The organism is Streptomyces sp. R-74717, from assembly GCF_047305335.1.
Classification (GTDB): Bacteria; Actinomycetota; Actinomycetes; order Streptomycetales; family Streptomycetaceae; genus Streptomyces; species Streptomyces atratus.
On the sequence record NZ_CP102361.1, the window covers coordinates 4277844 to 4297581 of the forward strand.

18 protein-coding genes are annotated in these 19738 nt (G+C 68.8%); 5 read left to right on the plus strand and 13 right to left on the minus strand.

Annotated features, from left to right (window positions below; genetic code table 11):
• Positions 1 to 7: 7 nt before the first annotated feature.
• From nuoK to NRF20_RS19385, 11 genes are read right to left on the minus strand one after another with little or no spacing between them, the layout of a single operon-like run.
• A complete protein-coding gene (gene nuoK / locus NRF20_RS19335) occupies positions 8 to 307 on the minus strand; it encodes an NADH-quinone oxidoreductase subunit NuoK (protein ID WP_093543641.1) in 300 nt (99 codons plus the stop codon).
• Complete coding sequence (locus tag NRF20_RS19340; protein ID WP_398632717.1) at positions 304 to 1131, minus strand: NADH-quinone oxidoreductase subunit J; 828 nt, start codon at positions 1129 to 1131, stop codon at positions 304 to 306. Before NRF20_RS19340 ends, nuoK begins: the two co-directional genes overlap by 4 nt.
• On the minus strand, positions 1128 to 1754 hold the full coding sequence (gene nuoI / locus NRF20_RS19345) for an NADH-quinone oxidoreductase subunit NuoI (RefSeq protein WP_382943348.1): 627 nt from the start codon (positions 1752 to 1754) through the stop codon (positions 1128 to 1130). Before nuoI ends, NRF20_RS19340 begins: the two co-directional genes overlap by 4 nt.
• The gene (nuoH, locus tag NRF20_RS19350) at positions 1747 to 3147 is read right to left on the minus strand and encodes an NADH-quinone oxidoreductase subunit NuoH (protein WP_266358831.1); all 1401 of its coding nucleotides are present in this window, start codon (positions 3145 to 3147) and stop codon (positions 1747 to 1749) included. Before nuoH ends, nuoI begins: the two co-directional genes overlap by 8 nt.
• The gene (locus tag NRF20_RS19355) at positions 3144 to 5675 is read right to left on the minus strand and encodes an NADH-quinone oxidoreductase subunit G (RefSeq protein ID WP_413752962.1); all 2532 of its coding nucleotides are present in this window, start codon (positions 5673 to 5675) and stop codon (positions 3144 to 3146) included. The genes nuoH and NRF20_RS19355 overlap by 4 nt, the downstream gene beginning before the upstream one ends.
• Positions 5672 to 7045, minus strand: coding sequence for an NADH-quinone oxidoreductase subunit NuoF (gene nuoF, locus NRF20_RS19360; protein ID WP_398632719.1), 1374 nt, complete (start codon positions 7043 to 7045; stop codon positions 5672 to 5674). The genes NRF20_RS19355 and nuoF overlap by 4 nt, the downstream gene beginning before the upstream one ends.
• Entirely contained in the window at positions 7042 to 7803 is a 762-nt protein-coding gene (gene nuoE, locus NRF20_RS19365; protein ID WP_398632742.1) for an NADH-quinone oxidoreductase subunit NuoE, read from the minus strand. Before nuoE ends, nuoF begins: the two co-directional genes overlap by 4 nt.
• 29 nt (positions 7804 to 7832) lie before the next feature.
• The gene (locus tag NRF20_RS19370; RefSeq protein WP_114246031.1) at positions 7833 to 9155 is read right to left on the minus strand and encodes an NADH-quinone oxidoreductase subunit D; all 1323 of its coding nucleotides are present in this window, start codon (positions 9153 to 9155) and stop codon (positions 7833 to 7835) included.
• Positions 9155 to 9880 (minus strand): NADH-quinone oxidoreductase subunit C, encoded by a 726-nt coding sequence (locus NRF20_RS19375; RefSeq protein ID WP_266358837.1) that lies wholly within the window; start codon positions 9878 to 9880, stop codon positions 9155 to 9157. The genes NRF20_RS19370 and NRF20_RS19375 overlap by 1 nt, the downstream gene beginning before the upstream one ends.
• Complete coding sequence (locus tag NRF20_RS19380; protein WP_030975705.1) at positions 9877 to 10431, minus strand: NuoB/complex I 20 kDa subunit family protein; 555 nt, start codon at positions 10429 to 10431, stop codon at positions 9877 to 9879. Before NRF20_RS19380 ends, NRF20_RS19375 begins: the two co-directional genes overlap by 4 nt.
• An 18-nt stretch (positions 10432 to 10449) precedes the next feature.
• Complete coding sequence (locus NRF20_RS19385; protein ID WP_003992243.1) at positions 10450 to 10809, minus strand: NADH-quinone oxidoreductase subunit A; 360 nt, start codon at positions 10807 to 10809, stop codon at positions 10450 to 10452.
• 761 nt (positions 10810 to 11570) lie between these two features.
• Here NRF20_RS19385 and NRF20_RS19390 point away from each other — a divergent pair.
• The 3 genes from NRF20_RS19390 to NRF20_RS19400 all read left to right on the plus strand — a co-directional run bounded on the left by NRF20_RS19390 (position 11571) and on the right by NRF20_RS19400 (position 15692).
• Complete coding sequence (locus NRF20_RS19390; RefSeq protein WP_266358839.1) at positions 11571 to 12395, plus strand: C40 family peptidase; 825 nt, start codon at positions 11571 to 11573, stop codon at positions 12393 to 12395.
• 279 nt (positions 12396 to 12674) lie between these two features.
• A complete protein-coding gene (locus NRF20_RS19395; protein ID WP_413752963.1) occupies positions 12675 to 13898 on the plus strand; it encodes an MFS transporter in 1224 nt (407 codons plus the stop codon).
• Positions 13899 to 14330: 432 nt separating this feature from the next.
• On the plus strand, positions 14331 to 15692 hold the full coding sequence (locus NRF20_RS19400) for an acyltransferase family protein (RefSeq protein ID WP_413752964.1): 1362 nt from the start codon (positions 14331 to 14333) through the stop codon (positions 15690 to 15692).
• Between the two features lie 33 nt (positions 15693 to 15725).
• Here NRF20_RS19400 and NRF20_RS19405 read toward each other — a convergent pair whose 3' ends face one another.
• Positions 15726 to 15935: a hypothetical protein gene (locus tag NRF20_RS19405; protein ID WP_413752965.1), complete on the minus strand. Its 210-nt coding sequence runs from the start codon at positions 15933 to 15935 to the stop codon at positions 15726 to 15728.
• A gap of 289 nt (positions 15936 to 16224) precedes the next feature.
• Here NRF20_RS19405 and NRF20_RS19410 point away from each other — a divergent pair, with 289 nt between their 5' ends.
• Positions 16225 to 17457, plus strand: coding sequence for an MraY family glycosyltransferase (locus NRF20_RS19410; protein WP_398632723.1), 1233 nt, complete (start codon positions 16225 to 16227; stop codon positions 17455 to 17457).
• 212 nt (positions 17458 to 17669) lie between these two features.
• Here NRF20_RS19410 and NRF20_RS19415 read toward each other — a convergent pair whose 3' ends face one another.
• Complete coding sequence (locus NRF20_RS19415; protein ID WP_413752966.1) at positions 17670 to 18953, minus strand: geranylgeranyl reductase family protein; 1284 nt, start codon at positions 18951 to 18953, stop codon at positions 17670 to 17672.
• A 98-nt stretch (positions 18954 to 19051) separates the two neighbouring features.
• Between NRF20_RS19415 and NRF20_RS19420 the strand changes: the two genes are divergently transcribed.
• Positions 19052 to 19576 carry a GNAT family N-acetyltransferase gene (locus NRF20_RS19420; RefSeq protein WP_398632725.1) on the plus strand — a complete coding sequence of 175 codons (525 nt, stop codon included), beginning with the start codon at positions 19052 to 19054 and terminating at the stop codon, positions 19574 to 19576.
• Positions 19577 to 19738: the final 162 nt, after the last annotated feature.

A 19738-nucleotide genomic window follows, 5' to 3' on the forward strand; every position in this document is an offset into this window, starting at 1 on the left:
CGTCCCCTTACAGCTTCATCAGGCTGGCGTCGTCGACCGAGGCCGAGTGGCGGGAACGGAACACCGACACGATGATCGCGAGCCCGACCACGACCTCGGCGGCGGCGACGACCATCGTGAAGAAGGCGATGATCTGCCCGTCGAGATTGCCGTGCATCCGGGAGAAGGTCACGAACGCGAGGTTGCAGGCGTTGAGCATCAGCTCCACGCACATGAACACCACGATCGCGTTCCGCCTGATCAGCACCCCGGCCGCACCGATGGTGAACAACAGGGCGGCGAGATAGAGGTAGTTGACCGGATTCACTTGGCGACCTCCTCATCTTCGTTGTCACGGCCGAGCCGCTCCTCGGAGCGCTGCTCCAGCGCCTTGAGCTGGTCCAGCGACTCGTTCGACACATCGCGGATCTGCCCGCGATTGCGCAGCGTCTGCATGACGCTGAGCTCGGACGGTGTGCCGTCCGGGAGCAGACCCGGGATGTCCACGGCGTTGTGCCGGGCGTAGACACCGGGGGCGGGCAGCGGCGGCAGCTGCTTGCCGCGTACGCGCTCCTCGGACATCTCCCGCTGGGTCTTGGCCCGTTCGGTGCGCTCCCGGTGGGTGAGCACCATCGCGCCGACCGTCGCCGTGATCAGCAGGGCGCCGGTGATCTCGAAGGCGAAGACGTACTTGGTGAAGATGAGGCTGGCCAGCCCCTCGACGTTTCCGCCGTGCTCGGCGTTGGCGGTGCCGAGCCCGTTGAAGCTGTTCAGCGAGGCGTTGCCGATGCCCGCGATCAGCAGGATGCCGAAGCCGATCCCGCAGCCCGCGGCCAGCCAGCGCTGCCCCTTGAGGGTCTCTTTCAGCGAGTCGGCCGCCGTGACTCCGACGAGCATGACCACGAAGAGGAACAGCATCATGATCGCGCCGGTGTAGACGACGATCTGGACGACGCCCAGGAAGTAGGCACCGTTGGCGAGGTAGAACACCGCCAGGACGATCATGGTCCCGGCGAGGCTCAGAGCACTGTGCACGGCCTTTTTCATCAGCACGGTGGACAGCGCGCCGATCACGGCGACAGTGCCGAGCACCCAGAACTGGAAGGCCTCACCGGTCGAGGTCTGGGAGGCCGCTGCGGCCAGGCCGGTCATGCGTCCACCTCCTGCGCAGAGCCGCATCCGTGCCCGTTGTCCTGCTTGGACTCGCCCTTGGAGACCGCGGCCTGGCGCTCCGTACCGGGCGCGGCCTCGGTGACAAGACCCCGGTAGTAGTCCTGCTCGTCCATCCCGGGGTAGATCGCGTGCGGAGTGTCGACCATGCCCTCCTCCAGGCCCGCGAGCAGCTCGTCCTTGGTGTAGATGAGGCTCTCGCGGGTGGTGTTGGCGAGCTCGAACTCATTGGTCATCGTCAGCGCCCGGGTCGGGCACGCCTCGATGCACAGTCCGCAGAGAATGCAGCGCGCGTAGTTGATCTGGTAGACGCGGCCGTAGCGCTCACCCGGGGAGTAGCGCTCCTCGTCGGTGTTGTCCGCGCCCTCCACATAGATCGCGTCCGCCGGACATGCCCAGGCGCACAGCTCGCAGCCGACGCACTTCTCCAGACCGTCCGGGTGACGGTTGAGCTGATGCCGGCCGTGGAAGCGCGGCGCCGTCACCTTCTGCGTTTCCGGATACTGCTCGGTCAGCCGCTTCTTGAACATGGCCTTGAAGGTCACGCCGAAGCCGGCGACAGGGTTCTGGAACTTCTCCCCCGAGGGCTCCGATGACTCAGACACCGTCAGCCTCCTTTCCGTCACTCGAATTTCCGTCACTCTCAGTGTCCGACCCGCCACTGACAACGAGCTCCCGCTCGCCGCGCGGCCTGCGGCGCGGCACCGGTGGCAGGGTCTGTCCGGGCAGCGGCGGCACCGGGAATCCGCCCGCCATCGGGTCGAACGCCGGCTCCGGTCCCGCGTCCGCCTCGGCAGCGCGGCCCTTCTTGTCGCGGAAGATGTCGGCGACGAAGGAGATCAGCAGGATCGCGATCACGGCCCCGGCCACGTACAGCACGATCTTCGAGAAGTCGTACCCCTCGTTGCGCAGCGCCCGCACCGTCGCGACCAGCATCAGCCAGACCACGGAGACCGGGATCAGGACCTTCCAGCCGAGCTTCATCAGCTGGTCGTAGCGGACCCGGGGCAGCGTGCCGCGCAGCCAGATGAAGAAGAACAGCAGCAGCTGGACCTTGATGACGAACCAGAGCATCGGCCACCAGCCGTGGTTCGCGCCCTCCCAGAAGGTGCTGATCGGCCACGGGGCCCGCCAGCCGCCCAGGAACAGAGTCGTGGAAACCGCGGAGACGGTGACCATGTTGACGTACTCGGCGAGCATGAACATTGCGAACTTGATCGATGAGTACTCGGTGTTGAAGCCGCCGACCAGGTCGCCCTCGGACTCCGGCATGTCGAAGGGGGCCCGGTTGGTCTCACCGACCATCGTGACGATGTAGATGATGAAGGAGACCGGCAGCAGGATGATGAACCAGCGGTCCTGCTGCGCCTCCACGATCTTCGAGGTCGACATCGACCCGGAGTAGAGAAAGACCGAGGCGAACGCGGCGCCCATCGCGATCTCGTAACTGATCATCTGCGCGCACGAGCGCAGACCGCCGAGGAGCGGGTACGTCGATCCGGACGACCAGCCCGCCAGCACGATGCCGTAGATCCCGACCGAGGCGACCGCGAGGATGTAGAGCATCGCGATCGGCAGGTCGGTGAGCTGCATCGCCGTACGGTGCCCGAAGATCGAGACCTCGTCGGACGGACCGAACGGGATCACCGCGATCGCCATGAACGCGGGGATGGCGGCGACGATCGGCGCGAGCACGTACACGACCTTGTCGGCGCGCTTGACGACGACGTCTTCCTTCAGCATCAGCTTGATGCCGTCGGCGAGCGACTGGAGCATGCCCCAGGGGCCGTGCCGGTTGGGGCCGATGCGCAGCTGCATCCAGGCGACGACCTTGCGCTCCCACACGATGGAGAAGAGCACGGTCACCATCAGGAACGCGAAGCAGAACACCGCCTTGATGACGACGAGCCACCACGGGTCGGTGCCGAACATCGACAGATCCTCGGCGGCGAGTACGGCAGTGTGCGGTGCCGCGGCCAGTTGAGCGAAGGCAGTCACGCCCCCACCTCCGGTGTGACGTCGGGAGTGCCCGGTGCGGCGGGGCCGATCCGGACCAGACCGCCGGGCTGGGCGCCGGTGTCGGCCGGGACGCCCTGCCCGACGGAGTTCAGCGGCACCCAGACCACCCGGTCCGGCATGTCGGTGACCTTCAACGGGAGTTCGACGCTGCCCGCCGGGCCGGTGACGGCCAGCAGATCGCCGTCCTTCACGCCCGTCTCGGCCGCGGTGACGGCGGAGAGTCGGGCCACCGAGGCGTGCCGGGTGCCGGCCAGTGCGTCGTCGCCCTCCTGGAGCCGGCCCAGGTCGAGCAGCATCCGGTGGCCCGCGAGGACCGCCTCGCCGTCGCCGGGCCTGGGCAGCGGCTGCGCCGGCTCGTTCGGGTCGGTGGCGTGCGTACCGGTCCAGCCGCCGAGCCGGTCCAGCTCACGGCGTACGGACTTCAGATCCGGCAGCGCGAAGCGACTGACTTCATCAGCGCCTGAGGCGCGGGCCAGCGCGTCGGCCAGCATGTGCAGCACCCGCGCATCGGTCGGCGCGAGCGTCCGCGTCATCTGCTCGGGCTTCAGCGCCGCCTCGAACATCCGCGCCCTGCCCTCCCAGTTGAGGAAGGTGCCGGACTTCTCGGCCACCGCGGCGACCGGGAAGACCACATCGGCCCGCTCGGTCACCTCACTGGGCCGCAACTCCAGCGAGACCAGGAAGCCGACCTGGTCCAGAGCCTCCAGGGCTCGTGCCGGGTCCGGCAGGTCCACGGTCTCGACCCCGGCGACGACCAGCGCGCCCAGTTCACCGGTGGCCGCGGCCTCCACGATCTGGCCGGTGTCGCGGCCGAAGCGGGACGGGAGCTCGGCCACGCCCCAGACGGCCGCCACCTCGTCCCTGGCCCTCGGGTCGGTCGCCGGACGGCCGCCGGGCAGCAGCGACGGAAGCGCGCCCGCCTCCACCGCACCGCGCTCGCCGGCCCGGCGCGGAATCCACACCATCGTGGCCCCGGTCGCCGTGGCTGTCCGTACCGCGGCGGTGAGCCCGCCCGGCACGGCCGCCAGCCGCTCACCGACCACGATCACGGCGCCCCCGCCACGCAGCGCCTCGGCCGCCTCGGCTCCGTCGCCGTCGAGTCCGACGCCGCCCGCCATCGCGTCCAGCCACTCGGTCTCGGTGCCGGGGGCGGCGGGAAGCAGCGTGCCGCCCGCCTTCGTGAGGCCGCGTGTGGCGTGCGAGGCGACGGCGAACGTGCGCTGTCCGTGCTTACGGTTCGCCTTGCGCAGCCGCAGGAAGACGCCGGGCGCCTCCTCCTCCGACTCGAACCCGACCAGCAGCACCGTCGGGGCCTTCTCCAGCGAGGTGTACGTGACACCCGTGCCGTCCAGGTCCCGGCCGCGCCCGGCCACGCGGGCGGCCAGGAAGTCGGCCTCCTCGCCGCTGTGCACCCGGGCCCGGAAGTCGACGTCGTTCGTGTCCAGCGCGATCCGGGCGAACTTGCTGTACGCGTACGCGTCCTCGACGGTCAGCCGGCCGCCCGTGAGAACACCCGTCCTGCCGCGTGCGGCGGCGAGTCCGGCGGCCGCGGCGTCCAGCGCCTCGGGCCAGCTCGCCGGTTCCAGGACGCCGTCCGCGTTGCGTACCAGCGGAGTGGTCAGCCGGTCCCGCTGTTGCGCGTAGCGGAAGCCGAAGCGGCCCTTGTCGCAGACCCACTCCTCGTTGACCTCGGGGTCGTTGGCGGCGAGCCGCCGCATGACCTTGCCGCGCCGGTGGTCGGTACGGGTCGCGCAGCCGCCCGCGCAGTGCTCGCACACCGACGGTGACGACACCAGGTCGAAGGGCCGGGAGCGGAACCGGTACGCCGCCGAGGTCAGCGCTCCGACCGGGCAGATCTGGATGGTGTTCCCGGAGAAGTACGACTCGAAGGGGTCGCCCTCGCCCGTGCCGACCTGCTGGAGCGCACCGCGCTCCAGGAGCTCGATCATCGGGTCGCCCGCCACCTGGTTGGAGAACCGGGTGCAGCGTGCGCAGAGCACACACCGCTCACGGTCCAGCAGCACCTGGGTGGAGATCGGGACGGGCTTCTCGAACGTGCGCTTCTTGCCGTCGAAGCGGGAGTCGGCGCCGCCGTGCGACATCGCCTGGTTCTGCAGCGGGCACTCACCGCCCTTGTCGCAGACCGGGCAGTCCAGCGGGTGGTTGATGAGCAGCAGCTCCATCACACCCTTCTGCGCCTTCTCGGCGACGGGCGAGGTGAGCTGCGACCTCACCACCATGCCGTCGGTGCAGGTGATGGTGCAGGACGCCATCGGCTTGCGCTGACCCTCGACCTCGACGATGCACTGGCGGCAGGCGCCGGCCGGGTCGAGGAGCGGGTGGTCGCAAAAACGCGGGATCTCGATGCCGAGGAGTTCGGCGGCCCGGATGACCAGGGTGCCCTTGGGCACGCTGATCTCGATGCCGTCGATCGTCAGCGTGACGAGGTCCTCGGGCGGAAGGGCCGCCTCGCCGCCCCCGGAGGGCGCACTCGTGGTGACTGTCATGCGTTCACCCCCTGGTGAGCGTTCTTGTCGTCGGCCCAGGCGGTCGACCTGGCGGGATCGAAGGGGCAGCCCCTGCCCGTGATGTGCTGCTCGTACTCCTCGCGGAAGTACTTCAGCGAGGAGAAGATCGGCGAGGCGGCGCCGTCACCGAGGGCGCAGAAGGACTTGCCGTTGATGTTGTCGGCGATGTCGTTCAGCTTGTCGAGGTCGGCCATCTGTCCCTTGCCCGCCTCGATGTCGCGGAGCAACTGGACCAGCCAGTAGGTGCCTTCGCGGCACGGTGTGCACTTGCCGCAGGACTCATGGGCGTAGAACTCGGTCCAGCGGGTGACGGCCCGCACCACGCAGGTCGTCTCGTCGAAGCACTGGAGCGCCTTGGTGCCCAGCATGGAACCGGCGGCGCCGACACCCTCGTAGTCGAGCGGTACATCGAGGTGCTCGTCGGTGAACATCGGGGTCGAGGAGCCGCCCGGGGTCCAGAACTTCAGCCGGTGGCCGGTGCGCATGCCGCCGCTCATGTCGAGCAGCTGGCGCAGCGTGATGCCGAGCGGGGCCTCGTACTGGCCGGGGCTCGCGACATGCCCGCTGAGCGAATACAGCGTGAAGCCCGGGGACTTCTCGCTGCCCATCGACTTGAACCAGTCCTTGCCCCGGTTCAGGATCGCGGGAACCGAGGCGATGGACTCGACGTTGTTCACCACAGTGGGGCAGGCGTACAGACCGGCGACCGCGGGGAACGGAGGTCGCAGCCGGGGCTGGCCGCGTCGCCCTTCGAGCGAGTCGAGCAGTGCGGTCTCCTCACCGCAGATGTACGCGCCCGCGCCCGCGTGCACGGTGAGTTCCAGGTCGAGCCCCGAGCCCAGGATGTTCGTCCCGAGGAAGCCCGCCTCGTACGCCTCGCGCACGGCCTCGTGCAACCGCCGCAGTACGGGGACGACTTCACCGCGCAGATAGATGAACGCATGCGAGGAACGGATCGCGTAGCAGGCGATCACGATGCCCTCGATGAGGCTGTGCGGGTTGGCGAAGAGGAGCGGGATGTCCTTGCAGGTCCCCGGCTCCGACTCGTCGGCGTTGACCACCAGATAGTGCGGTTTGCCGTCGCCCTGCGGGATGAACTGCCACTTCATGCCGGTGGGGAAGCCCGCGCCGCCGCGGCCGCGCAGACCGGAGTCCTTGACGTACGCGATGAGGTCGTCCGGCGGCATGGCGAGGGCCTTGCGCAGACCCTCGTACCCCTCGTGACGCCGGTAGGTCTCCAGGGTCCAGGATTCCGGCTGGTCCCAGAAGGCGGAGAGGACGGGGGCGAGCAGCTTCTCGGGGCTGCCCCCGCTGCCGTTGTCGTTGATTTCGGTTGCCAACGTCATCACTCTCCCTCCTCGCCTGTCGGGCCGGACGGGTGCTCCGGGTCCTGCGGGGCATCGGTGTGCCCCGACTCGCCCCGCGGGGCGACGACCCTCGGGTGCGGCTCCTCGCCCCTGGCGAGCCGGAGGCCGATCAGCGAGGCGGGGCCCGCGCCGCCGGACGCCTCGACGGCGCCGGGGCGCTCGTCGGGGAAGCCGGCCAGAATCCGGGACGTCTCCTTGTACGAGCAAAGGGGCGCGCCACGGGTGGGTTCGACGGTGCGCCCGGCGAGCAGGTCGTCGACCAGGCGCGTCGCGCTCTCGGGCGTCTGGTTGTCGAAGAACTCCCAGTTGACCATCACCACGGGAGCGAAGTCGCAGGCCGCGTTGCACTCGATGTGTTCGAGGGTGACCTTGCCGTCCTTGGTGGTCTCGTCGTTGCCGACGCCGAGGTGCTCCTTGAGCCGGTCGAAGATGGCGTCGCCGCCCATCACCGCGCACAGCGTGTTGGTGCAGACACCGACCTGGTAGTCACCGCTCGGCTTGCGCCGGTACATCGTGTAGAAGGTGGCGACCGCGGTGACCTCGGCGGTGGTGAGGCCGAGCAGTTCGGCGCAGAACGCCATGCCCGTACGGGAGACGTAGCCCTCCTCGGACTGCACCAGGTGCAGCAGCGGAAGCAGCGCGGAGCGGCTGCCGGGGTAGCGGGCGATCACCTCCTTCGCGTCCGCTTCGAGCCTGGCGCGCACCTCGGCCGGGTAGGCGGGGGCGGGGAGCTGCGGCATCCCCAGACTGACTTCCTGACGTGTTTCGGTCACCGGTCGACGCCTCCCATCACGGGGTCGATGGACGCGACGGCGACGATGACGTCGGCGACCTGGCCGCCCTCGCACATCGCCGCCATGGCCTGCAGATTGGTGAAGGACGGGTCGCGGAAATGGACCCGGTAGGGGCGGGTGCCGCCGTCCGAGACGACATGGACGCCGAGCTCGCCCTTGGGCGACTCGACGGCGGTGTACGTCTGCCCGGCCGGGACCCGGAAGCCCTCGGTCACCAGCTTGAAGTGGTGGATCAGGGCCTCCATGGAGGTGCCCATGATCTTCTTGATGTGGTCGAGCGAGTTGCCGAGCCCGTCCGGACCGAGCGCGAGCTGTGCCGGCCAGGCGATCTTCTTGTCGGCGACCATCACCGGTCCGGGGGCGAGCCGGTCGATGCACTGTTCGACGATCCGCAGCGACTGACGCATCTCCTCGAGCCGGATGAGGAAGCGGCCGTAGGCGTCGCAGCTGTCGGCGGTGGGGACGTCGAACTCGTAGTTCTCGTATCCGCAGTAGGGGTCCGTCTTGCGCAGGTCGTGCGGGAGTCCGGCGGAGCGCAGGATCGGGCCGGTGGCGCCGAGTGCCATGCAGCCGGTCAGGTCGAGATAGCCGACGTCCTGCATACGGGCCTTGAAGATCGGGTTGCCGGTGGCGAGCTTGTCGTACTCCGGCAGGTTCTTCTTCATGGTCTTCACGAACTCGCGGAGCTGGTCGATCGCGCCGGGCGGGAGGTCCTGGGCGAGTCCGCCGGGCCGGATGAACGCATGGTTCATCCGCAGGCCGGTGATCAGCTCGAAGAGGTCGAGAACGAGTTCACGATCACGGAAGCCGTAGATCATGATCGTGGTGGCGCCGAGCTCCATGCCGCCGGTGGCGATGCACACCAGGTGCGAGGAGATCCGGTTGAGCTCCATCAGGAGCACGCGCAGGATGCTGGCCCGGTCGGGGATCTGGTCCTCGATGCCGAGGAGCTTCTCGACGCCCAGGCAGTACGCCGCCTCGTTGAAGAACGGCGTCAGGTAGTCCATGCGCGTCACGAAGGTGGTGCCCTGGGTCCAGTTCCGGAATTCGAGGTTCTTCTCGATGCCGGTGTGGAGGTAGCCGATCCCGCAGCGGGCCTCGGTGACGGTCTCGCCGTCGATCTCCAGGATCAGCCGCAGCACCCCGTGCGTGGACGGGTGCTGGGGGCCCATGTTGACGATGATGCGCTCGTCGTCGGACTTGACCGCCGACTCGACGACCTCGTCCCAGTCGCCGCCGGTGACTGTATATACAGTCCCCTCGGTCGTCGCCCGCGGTGTTGCATGGGGAGTAGACATCAGGAGTACGACCTCCGCTGGTCCGGAGCCGGGATCTGGGCGCCCTTGTACTCGACGGCGATGCCGCCGAGCGGGTAGTCCTTGCGCTGCGGGAAGCCCTGCCAGTCGTCCGGCATCATGATCCGGGTGAGGGCGGGGTGCCCGTCGAAGATGAGCCCGAAGAAGTCGTATGCCTCACGCTCGTGCCAGTCGTTGGTCGGGTAGACCTCGACGAGGGACGGGATGTGCGGATCGTTGTCCGGGGCCGACACCTCCAGGCGGATCAGCCGGCCGTGCGTGATCGAGCGCAGGTGGTAGACGGCGTGCAGTTCCCGGCCCTTGTCGCCGAGGAAGTGGACGCCGCTCACCCCCGTACAGAGCTCGAAGCGCAGCGCCGGGTCGTCGCGCAGGGTCCGGGCGACCCGGACGAGGTGCTCCCGGGCGATGTGGAAGGTGAGTTCGCCGCGGTCGACGACGGTCTTCTCGATGGCGTTCTCGGGAAGCAGGTCCTGTTCCTCCAGGGCCCCTTCGAGCTCGTCGGCCAGCTCGTCGAACCAGCCGCCGTACGGGCGGGACGTGGCGCCCGGCAGCGCCACCGTGCGGACGAGGCCGCCGTAGCCGGAGGTGTCGCCGCCGTTGTTGGCGCCGAACATGCCCTTGCGTACGCCGATGACCTCGCCGGTCTCGTCGCGCGGCGCGGGTACGCCGTTGTTGTTCTGCTCGTCGTGGTTCTGGTTCTCACTCACCGCAGGAGCCCCTTCATCTCGATCAGGGGCAGTGCCTTGAGCGCCGCGTCCTCCGCCTCGCGGGCGGCCTCCTCCGCGTTGACCCCGAGCTTGGAGCTCTGGATCTTCTGGTGGAGCTTGAGGATCGCGTCCATCAGCATCTCGGGCCGCGGCGGGCAGCCCGGCAAGTAGATATCAACCGGGACAATATGATCAACACCCTGAACAATGGCGTAATTGTTGAACATCCCGCCCGATGATGCACACACCCCCATGGAGATGACCCACTTGGGGTTCGGCATCTGGTCGTAGACCTGCCGCAGGACGGGCGCCATCTTCTGGCTGACCCGCCCTGCCACGATCATCAGATCCGCCTGTCGCGGCGATCCGCGGAAGACCTCCATCCCGAAACGGGCCAGGTCGTAACGCCCGGCTCCGGTCGTCATCATCTCGATGGCGCAGCAGGCGAGGCCGAAGGTGGCGGGGAAGACGGAGGACTTCCGTACCCAGCCGGCGGCCTGCTCGACAGTGGTCAGCACGAAGCCGCTGGGCAGCTTCTCTTCGAGTCCCATGGTGTGCCCCTCAGCCCCTCAGTCCCATTCCAGGCCGCCGCGACGCCATACATACGCGTAGGCGACGAAGACGGTGAGCACGAAGAGCAGCATCTCCACGAGCCCGAAGATCCCCAGGGCGTCGAAGGTGACCGCCCAGGGATAGAGGAAGACGATCTCGATGTCGAAGACGATGAAGAGCATCGCCGTCAGGTAGTACTTGATGGGGAAGCGGCCGCCTCCGGCTGGAGTGGGGGTGGGTTCGATACCGCACTCGTACGCTTCGAGCTTTGCTCGGTTGTACCGCTTCGGGCCGATAAGCGTGGCCATGACCACGGAGAAGATCGCAAACCCTGCCCCGAGGGCGCCGAGCACGAGGATGGGCGCGTAGGCATTCACGCTCCTCGCTCCTTCCAGTCGTCCTTGACCGTTGGACCGCATCGGGCGATTCGGCTCGCCACCTCACCAAGATCGTGCACATGTGAGGCAGTTCACAAGCCCGACTGCCCCGCATCCTATGCCCGCCATCCTGTGATCTGCGACACGGGATACAACAACGAGTTTGTGATCTCCACCACCCGGCGAAGGGTCACGAAGCCGCCTCGGTGGTGATCTTCGTACGCAAAGCGGCCGAGCGATCACGAGACGTGACATCCGGTGTTGTCTGTGCTGGTCAAGAAGGTGTTGCACTAACAATCAGATACCCGCTCAGGCAAATTGGCAATGGACGGCCTGGGAGTGATAAGGGGTTCTGCCCCACTCTGGACTCACCCGCGCGAGGGGCCCCCGGGGAGCGAAGTGGACGCGTGCACACATTCACGATCTTCCGGATAAATGGACGGCCACCCGGGATCCGATGCCGCCCGGGACGCCGGGCGCACCCACACCCCCCACGCCGCGGCCATGCTGTGACCTACGCCACTCCATCCGGGCTTCAATAAAAGCGGGCTTGGCCATCGGTGTGAGCGGATGGTAAGCGACGGGCAATTCGGGCGTATTACCGAAAGTCCGTGATCACAGCGGTAATCGAGCGTGCCCGGTTTGCCCGTTACGGCGTCAATAAGGGCCACCAGAAAGCGGATTCACAGATTCCGGACGTAACTGTGTCGCAACACACGTTTCTTGATGGGAGCCCCGGAGCCCTGATAGCGCTAGTACTCATGTCCCACACCGCTCACATACCCAGCCACCGGAAGCCCCGCCGAAACGCGCCGAAGACGGCGCTGCGGGCCGGAGTTGCCGGTGGCGTCCTCAGCACCATCGCGGTCGCAGGCGCTGCCGGTCCGGCCCAGGCCGAGCCGGTGACCCAGACCATCGAGATGCCCACCATCACCGCCGGGCTCTCCACCGCCGTCGCCGCGTCCGCTCAGGCCACGCAGCAGGTCGCCCAGGACCTGCAGACGCAGGCCCAGGAGGACGCCGCAGCCGCCACCGCGGCCAAGACCGCCAAGAAGGCCAAGGCCGAGGCAGTCCGCAAGGCAGAGGCCAAGAAGAAGGCGGAGGCGGCCGCCAAGGCCAAGGCGGAGGCCGCCGAGCGCGCTTCCCGCACCGCCGCCCGTACGACCCTCGGCGCGTCCTCCGGCTCCTCCGCCGTGGCCTCGGCCTCCTCTTACTCCTCGTCGAGCGCCACCGGCTCCGCCGCCGCCGTCATCGCCTTCGCGAAGGCCCAGGTCGGCGACGCGTACGTACCCGGCGGTACCGGCCCCAACTCGTGGGACTGCTCCGGCCTCGTCCAGGCCGCGTTCCGTTCGATCAACGTCGACCTGCCGCGCGTCTCGCAGTCCCAGTCCACCGCGGGCACCCAGGTCTCCCTGAGCAACCTCCAGCCGGGCGACATCCTGTACTGGGGCGGCGCGGGCAGCGCGTACCACGTCGGGATCTACGTGGGCGGCGGCCAGTTCGTCGGCGCGCAGAACTCCGGCACCGGTGTGGTGCAGCGTCCGCTCTCCTACGACCCGCCGTCGGGCGCGGTCCGCGTTCTCTGATTCCGCGGAATCCGCCAAGTCCACCGGGTCCGGCGAGTTCTCGGATTCACAAGCGCCTTCTCGGCGCGCGGCGAAGGGCTGTCACTCCCCCGCTCGGGAGTGACGGCCCTTCGCCGTTTCCGGCCCCGGCCCGCCCCCGGACCGCCACGGACCCGCTGAAATGCGACATCGCCCCCGGCGGGCGTCGTTGACGTCGCGAACCTGCCGGACACCGTCCACCGCCGCTTGTGAACTGGGGTGAACAGCCCTTTCGTCACCGAGCACAGGACGGCACCCGCCATGACCACCGCAACCACCACTCCCCCCGAACGAGCCGCCGCCCCGCCCCGCACCCCCTTGCGCGGCCGGCTCGCCGTCGTCTCCGTGACGCTGGGCATCTTCTCGATCGTCACCACCGAGATCCTGCCCATCGGTCTGCTGACGTCGATCGGGTCCGACTTCGCCGTCTCGGACGGCACGGCGGGCCTGATGATGACCATGCCCGGACTCCTCGCAGCGGTCTCGGCCCCCTTGGTCACCGTGGTGACGGCCCGCGTCGACCGGCGTGTGATGCTCTGTGCCTTCATGCTCCTGCTGGCCCTGGCCGACTTCCTCACCGCCGCCGCGACGGACTACCGCCTCGTCCTGGTCTCCTGGGTGATGGTCGGGATCACCATCGGCGGCTTCTGGTCCATCGGGGCCGGACTGGCCGGGCGGCTGGTCCCCCCGGCAACGGCCGGCCGGGCAACAGCGGTGATCTTCTCGGCAGTCCCGCTGGGCTCCGTGCTCGGCGTCCCCGCCGGTACGTTCATCGGCGGCCTGGCCGGCTGGCGGACGGCATTCGTGGTCATGGGGGTGCTGACCGTGGGCGTACTGGCCCTGATGCTCCTGGTGATTCCGGCCCTGCCCCCGACGCAGGTCACCCGCGTGAGCGTGCTCCGTACCGTGCTCGGCCGGACAGGCACCCGGTTCGCACTGCTCCTCACCTTCCTCATCGTCCTGTCCCACTTCTCCACGTATACCTACGTAACTCCCTTTCTGGAACAGGTCACCCGCGCCGACCCTGCGCTGATCACGGTGTTCCTGCTCGTCTACGGCACCGCCGGCATCGTCGGCAACTTCGTCGGCGGCTCACTTGTGTCGCGCCGTCCGCGCACCGCGATCTGCCTCGCCGCGGGAATGATCGCCGCCGCGACCGCGCTGCTCCCGGCCCTGGGCAGGTGGGAGGCCGGAGCCGTCGCGCTGCTGGTCGTCTGGGGGGTCGCCTACGGAGCGGTACCGGTCTGCTCGCAGGCGTGGTTCGCCAAGGCCGCCCCCGACGCGCCCGAAGCGGCGTCCGTCCTCTTCACCGCGTCCTTCCAGGCGACCTTCGCCATCGGCGCCCTGGCAGGCGGGGCCGTCCTCGACCACCTGTCCGTGTCGGCGGTCATGCTGCTCGGCGGCGCGGTCGCAGCTCTCATGGTGGTCGTGGCGGGGCCATGCTCCGGGCGCCTCGGCGGCGCGGGGGCTCACCGATTGAGATGACCTCCAAGGGGCGCCTGGACGGAGGAACCCGCCCAACAGTTGGTCGGGCGGTCCCCCCCAAGCCTGGTCCTTCAGGACCCGGGTCAACTCGACGGGCGCCCGTAACGCTTGCAGCTGAAGCAGGTCGCCGGGAGCGCGCCGTCGTCGAGGCAGATCCGCACGGCTGCGGCTCCGCCAGGAACGTCTGCCGGCACAGTGAACGGGGTGAACTTCCCGGACTCAATCGGTCGTCGCAACACCGGCTTCCTGGACCAAGAGCCGCGCGTGAAGCGCGCCGCGAACGGCTCTTCGCCGTGCGCCGGGCGGCATGGCCCGCTCGGGTGGACGGGGCCCGGTGGGGAGAACCCCACCATGGCACGCAGTGCTGGCACCCCAATGAATTCGGGGGTCCGCTTTACTGTCCGTATCGCCTGCTGACTGCACGATGATTGCATGCAGCAGACGCACGCTCATTCTCCCGGTCGCGGCCGCGATCCTTTCATAGACGTCATCAGAGCACTATGCGTGCTGGCCGTGATTTCCCAGCACTGGCTCATGCCCGTACTGGCCTATGAAAATGGGCATTTGAGCACCGGCAATGCTCTCGCAAGTCCCGGCTGGTGGATTGTCACATGGCTGACGCAGGTCATGCCCATGGTGTTCTTCGCTGGCGGAGCCGCCAATTTCTTCTCGTTCCGAACGGCGAAATCGGTGCACACCTGGCTCCGGAGCAGAATTGCGCGTCTCCTGGTGCCGGTCATACCCCTGGCAGCCGTGTGGCTGCTGCTGCCCCACGCGTTGATCGGCGCGGGGGTGCCTCAGCAACCGGTGCTGTTGGCGGGGAGGACAGCCGGGCAGCTGCTCTGGTTCCTCGCCGTCTACGTGCTCGTGGTCGCGCTCACGCCGGTGATGTTCAGGTGGTACCGCCGATACGGATGGCGCGTGATCGGCGTACTCGCCGTGTGTGCCCTGGTCGTCGATGTGCTGCGCTTCGAGGTCAGCCCCGCGATCGGTTTCCTGAACGCCCTGTTCGTCTGGCCGGCAGCCCACCAGTTCGGCTTCCACTACGCCGATGGCGGCCTGCGCATGCGGAGCAAGTGGACATCGGCTGGTCTGGCCGCTGTCGGCTTCGGACTCACCGCAGCCTCTGTGTTCTTCGGGCCCTACCCGGCATCCATGATCGGAATGCCCGGGGCCCCGGTCTCCAACATGAGCCCTCCCACCGCGGTGATGATGTCGCTGACGATCGGCCAGCTCGGGCTCTGGCTGACGCTCAAGCCGGCCATAACTCGGTTCGCCGAACGTCCACTGGCCACCGCCTTCCTGCAATGGTGCGGAACCCGCTTCATGACCCTGTACCTCTGGCACATGCCCGCGCTCGTGATGACGGCGGGAATCGCAATTGTCGGACTCGGCTTCGCGACACCGAAGCCCGGCAGCCCGATGTGGTTCGCGGTCGCACCGCTGTGGGTCGGTGTTTCGGGAGTCTTCCTGGTGTGCTTCACCAGAATTTTCGGCCGGTTCGAATTCCGTCGCCGTTCCGGTGCGGCATCGGACATAAGCCTCGGCAAGGTCGTTCTCGCGGCGGCGCTTTCCGCCGGCGGCCTCCTCGGACTTGCCGCGCAGGGGTTCATTTCCCCCGGCAACCCGCTCGGTCCGGTGCTCTGGGTACTGCTGGTGCTGGCAGGGCTGCTCGTCGTACGGGAGAAGAACGCCCCGAAGGCCGTTGTCGCACAAGGCGCTCGCATCGTGCCCGTTCAGTTGGCTGTGCGCCATGAAGGTGCCCGGGTTCTCTCCCGGCAGGGCAGCGAATGAGGGCCTCGCGCCCTGTGTGCGGGTCGGGGGGCCTCATCGTCCGGGGGCGGCGAGGGTGAACCACACCGTCTTCGAGTGCGGCAACCGCGCCCCGTACGCGGTGGTCCCCCACCGGGCGGCGAGCCCGTCCACGAGGACGGGCCCCCGGCCGCCCTCGTCCGCACCGGCCTCCGGCCCGGGAGTGCGCGGGGGCGGCGGTGCGGGCAGGCGACCGGGTTCGTCGTCCGTCACGTACACCGTCACCTGGCGCGGTCTCCCTGCGCGAGGAGGTCTCCGGGGGCGTCATGCGGTGGGCGCCCTCCGTGGCATTGGCCGAGCCCCGTGAGCGTTCACGCTTATGCTGCGCGGCGGCCGGCACATCGAATGGCACGTCCGCCCGCTGACGTACGTATCGCTCGACGCCCGCACCCACCACCGTCCCGCCCCACGCCCCGTCGCACAGAAATCCGTATGAGTTAGGCTCGCCGGGGCGCAGCGAGGGCATCGATCGGGCTCAGGTATCGGCCCGCTGGGCCGGAATGTGAGGCCGCCCGTGCGGGACTACTTGCTCATGCTGTTCATCACGGCGGCCGTGACCCACCTCCTGACCGGCCCCGTACGGAAGTTCGCGATCTCCGTCGGCGCGATGCCCGAGATCCGGGCGCGAGATGTCCATCGCGAACCCACCCCGCGCCTCGGCGGCGTGGCCATGTTCGGCGGGCTGGTGGCCGGGCTGCTGGTCGCTTCCCACCTGCCGCATCTGGAAGGCATCTTCACCCAGAGCTCGACACCGCGGGCACTGCTGTCCGGCGCCGCGCTCATCTGGCTCCTGGGCGTCCTGGACGACAAATGGGGCGTCGACTCGCTGGTCAAGCTCGGAGGTCAGGTGCTCGCCGCCGGAGTGATGGTGTTCCAGGGGCTGACGATCCTCTGGCTCCCGGTGCCGGGCACCGACGGGATCTACCTCTCCGACTGGCAGGGAACGCTGCTGACCGTGGGGCTGATCGTGGTCTCCATCAACGCGGTCAACTTCGTCGACGGGCTCGACGGGCTGGCCGCGGGCACGGTGGGCATCGCGGCGACGGCGTTCTTCCTGTACGCGTACCGGCTCTGGTACGGCTACGGGATCGAGGCCGCCGCGTCCACCACGCTGATCTCCGCGATCCTGGCGGGCATGTGCCTCGGTTTCCTGGTCCACAACTCCCACCCGGCCCGGATCTTCATGGGTGACTCGGGCTCGATGCTGCTCGGCCTGCTCATCGCCGGGTGCGCGGTCTCGGTGACGGGCGAGGTCGACCCGAGCCTCCTCAGCCAGTCGGTGGACGGCAGGTCCGGGTCGGCCGCGATGGTGCCGGTCTACATCCCGCTGCTGATGCCGCTGTCCGTCATCGCGCTGCCGGTCGCGGACCTGGTGCTGGCCGTCGTCCGGCGTACGTGGAACGGAATGTCCCCCTTCGCCGCCGACAAGGGCCACCTCCACCACCGCCTGCTCCAGCTCGGCCACTCGCACCGCCGGGCCGTGCTGCTCATGTACTTCTGGTCGACGCTGTTCTCGTTCGGGATCGTGGCCTACTCGGCGCGGGGCGCCAAGTCCTGGATGCTCTTCGGGGTCACGTTCGTCTGCGCGGTGGGCCTGTTCCTGCTGCTCCAACCCCGCTACGAATCCGGCCTCACCCGCCGCCTGCTCCCGCGCAGACCCAGGGGCCACGTGGTCGCCACCGGCGGAAGGCGCACCGAGGACGGCAACCGCGGCGATCGCGTGGAAGCGGGCCACCGGGACAGCTGACGGGGCCCGGCCGGGGGCCCGACCGCCGGTCAGGCCTTCAGGGGCACCATGGCCTCTCCAGTACCACCGCGGTGCACTACCCGCGATGCCTTCCCGTGCCGCAGCCGACCGGCAGCCGGTCGCTGCTCCTCCATGGGCATACGTACATCAAGAGGACCGGCCACGGCCGCGCTCACCGACTGAGCACAGCCGTGGCCGGTCCGGGTGGCCGCTCAGGCCTTCGGGGCCACCTTCGACAGCCCGTTGATGATCCGGTCCATCGCGTCGCCGCCGGTCGGGTCGGTCAGGTTGGCGAGCATCTTCAGCGTGAACTTCATCAGCAGCGGGTGCGTCAGACCGCGCTGGGTGGCGATCTTCATGACCTTCGGGTTGCCGATCAGCTTCACGAAGGCGCGGCCCATCGTGTAGTAGCCGCCGTAGGTCTCCTTGAGCACCTTCGGGTAGTTGTTCAGCGCCAGTTCGCGCTGGGCCGGGGTCGCACGGGCGTGGGCCTGGACGATGACGTCCGCGGCGATCTGGCCCGACTCCATGGCGTACGCGATGCCTTCGCCGTTGAACGGGTTGACCATGCCGCCCGCGTCACCGACGAGCAGCAGGCCCTTGGTGTAGTGCGGCTGGCGGTTGAAGGCCATCGGGAGGGCGGCGCCGCGGATCGGCATCGTCATGTTCTCCGGGGTGTAGCCCCAGTCCTCCGGCATGGACGCGCACCACGCCTTGAGGACCTCGCGCCAGTCCAGCTCCTTGAAGGCGGAGGAGGAGTTGAGGATGCCGAGGCCGACGTTGGACGTGCCGTCGCCCATGCCGAAGATCCAGCCGTAGCCGGGCAGGAGCCGGTCCTGGGGGCCTCGGCGGTCCCACAGCTCCAGCCAGGACTCCAGGTAGTCGTCGTCGTGGCGGGGCGAGGTGAAGTACGTACGCACGGCCACGCCCATCGGGCGGTCCTCGCGGCGGTGCAGGCCCATGGCGAGCGACAGCCGGGTGGAGTTGCCGTCGGCGGCGACGACGAGCGGGGCGTGGAAGGTGACCGGGGTCTTCTCCTCGCCGAGCTTCGCGTTGACGCCGGTGATGCGGCCGGTGCGGTCGTCGATGATCGGGGCGCCGACATTGCAGCGCTCGTGAAGCCGCGCGCCCGCCTTCTGCGCCTGGCGGGCCAGTTGCTCGTCGAAGTCGTCGCGCTTGCGGACCAGTCCGTAGTCCGGGTACGAGGCGAGATCCGGCCAGTCCAGCTGGAGGCGGACGCCGCCACCGATGATGCGCAGACCCTTGTTGCGCAGCCAGCCGGCCTCTTCGGAGATGTCGATGCCCATGGAGACGAGCTGCTTGGTGGCGCGCGGGGTGAGGCCGTCGCCGCAGACCTTCTCCCGGGGGAAGGCCGTCTTCTCCAGGAGCAGGACGTTCAGTCCGGCCTTGGCGAGGTAGTACGCGGTGGTGGAGCCGGCCGGGCCTGCCCCGACGACGATCACATCCGCGCTGTGTTCGGAGAGGGGCTCGGTCACGGTCGGATCTCCCGAAGACTCGAAATCGCGTGCCGCGCGGCACCTGTCCCGTGCAGTCTATGGGGGGCCTGCTGATCGATCTTCCGAAGGGCTCCCCGATGTCGACCCTGCCTTCCGCCGCCCCGTCCGTCCAGTTGCGCGTCCCCACCGACGAGGACGCGCTGTCCTGGCACCGCGCGTTCGACGACCCCGAGGTGATGGAGTTCTTCGGCGGTACGTCGGAGGAGATTTCGATGTACGAGGAGTGGACCGCCCGCCAGCGCCGGCTCGACGCCGAGCTGGGCTACTGCCTGTGGACGGTGCTCGGCGAGGACGGCGAGGTGGCCGGTTTCACCGGCGCCCAGCCCTGGCCGCAGACCGAGTACGGCCCGGTGGGCGAGATCGAGATCGGCTGGCGGCTGGCCCGCTCGGCCTGGGGCCGGGGTTACGCCACCGCCGCCGCGCGCCTCACCCTGGAACGGCTGCGTGCGGCCGGGGTGGAGCGGGTGGTGGCGACGATCGACGCGCGCAACGATCGGTCGATCGCCGTGGCCCGGCGGCTGGGGATGGAGCGGGCGGAGAGCTTCACCGCTCCGGTGACGGGGCGGCAGGTGGAGTGCTTCCGGATGACGCTGACGCCGTGAGCGTCAGTCGGTCGTTCGCGTCACCGGGGTCAACGTGCGCAACCACGCACGTTCGGCGTGGGTGCTTGTCGACATCCCCGTCCCGGACCCGGCACAGCCGAGCCCGGGAGACGCGACCCGTGACCGCCCTGTCGTAGGGGCAGTCGGGAGCGCGACGAGGCC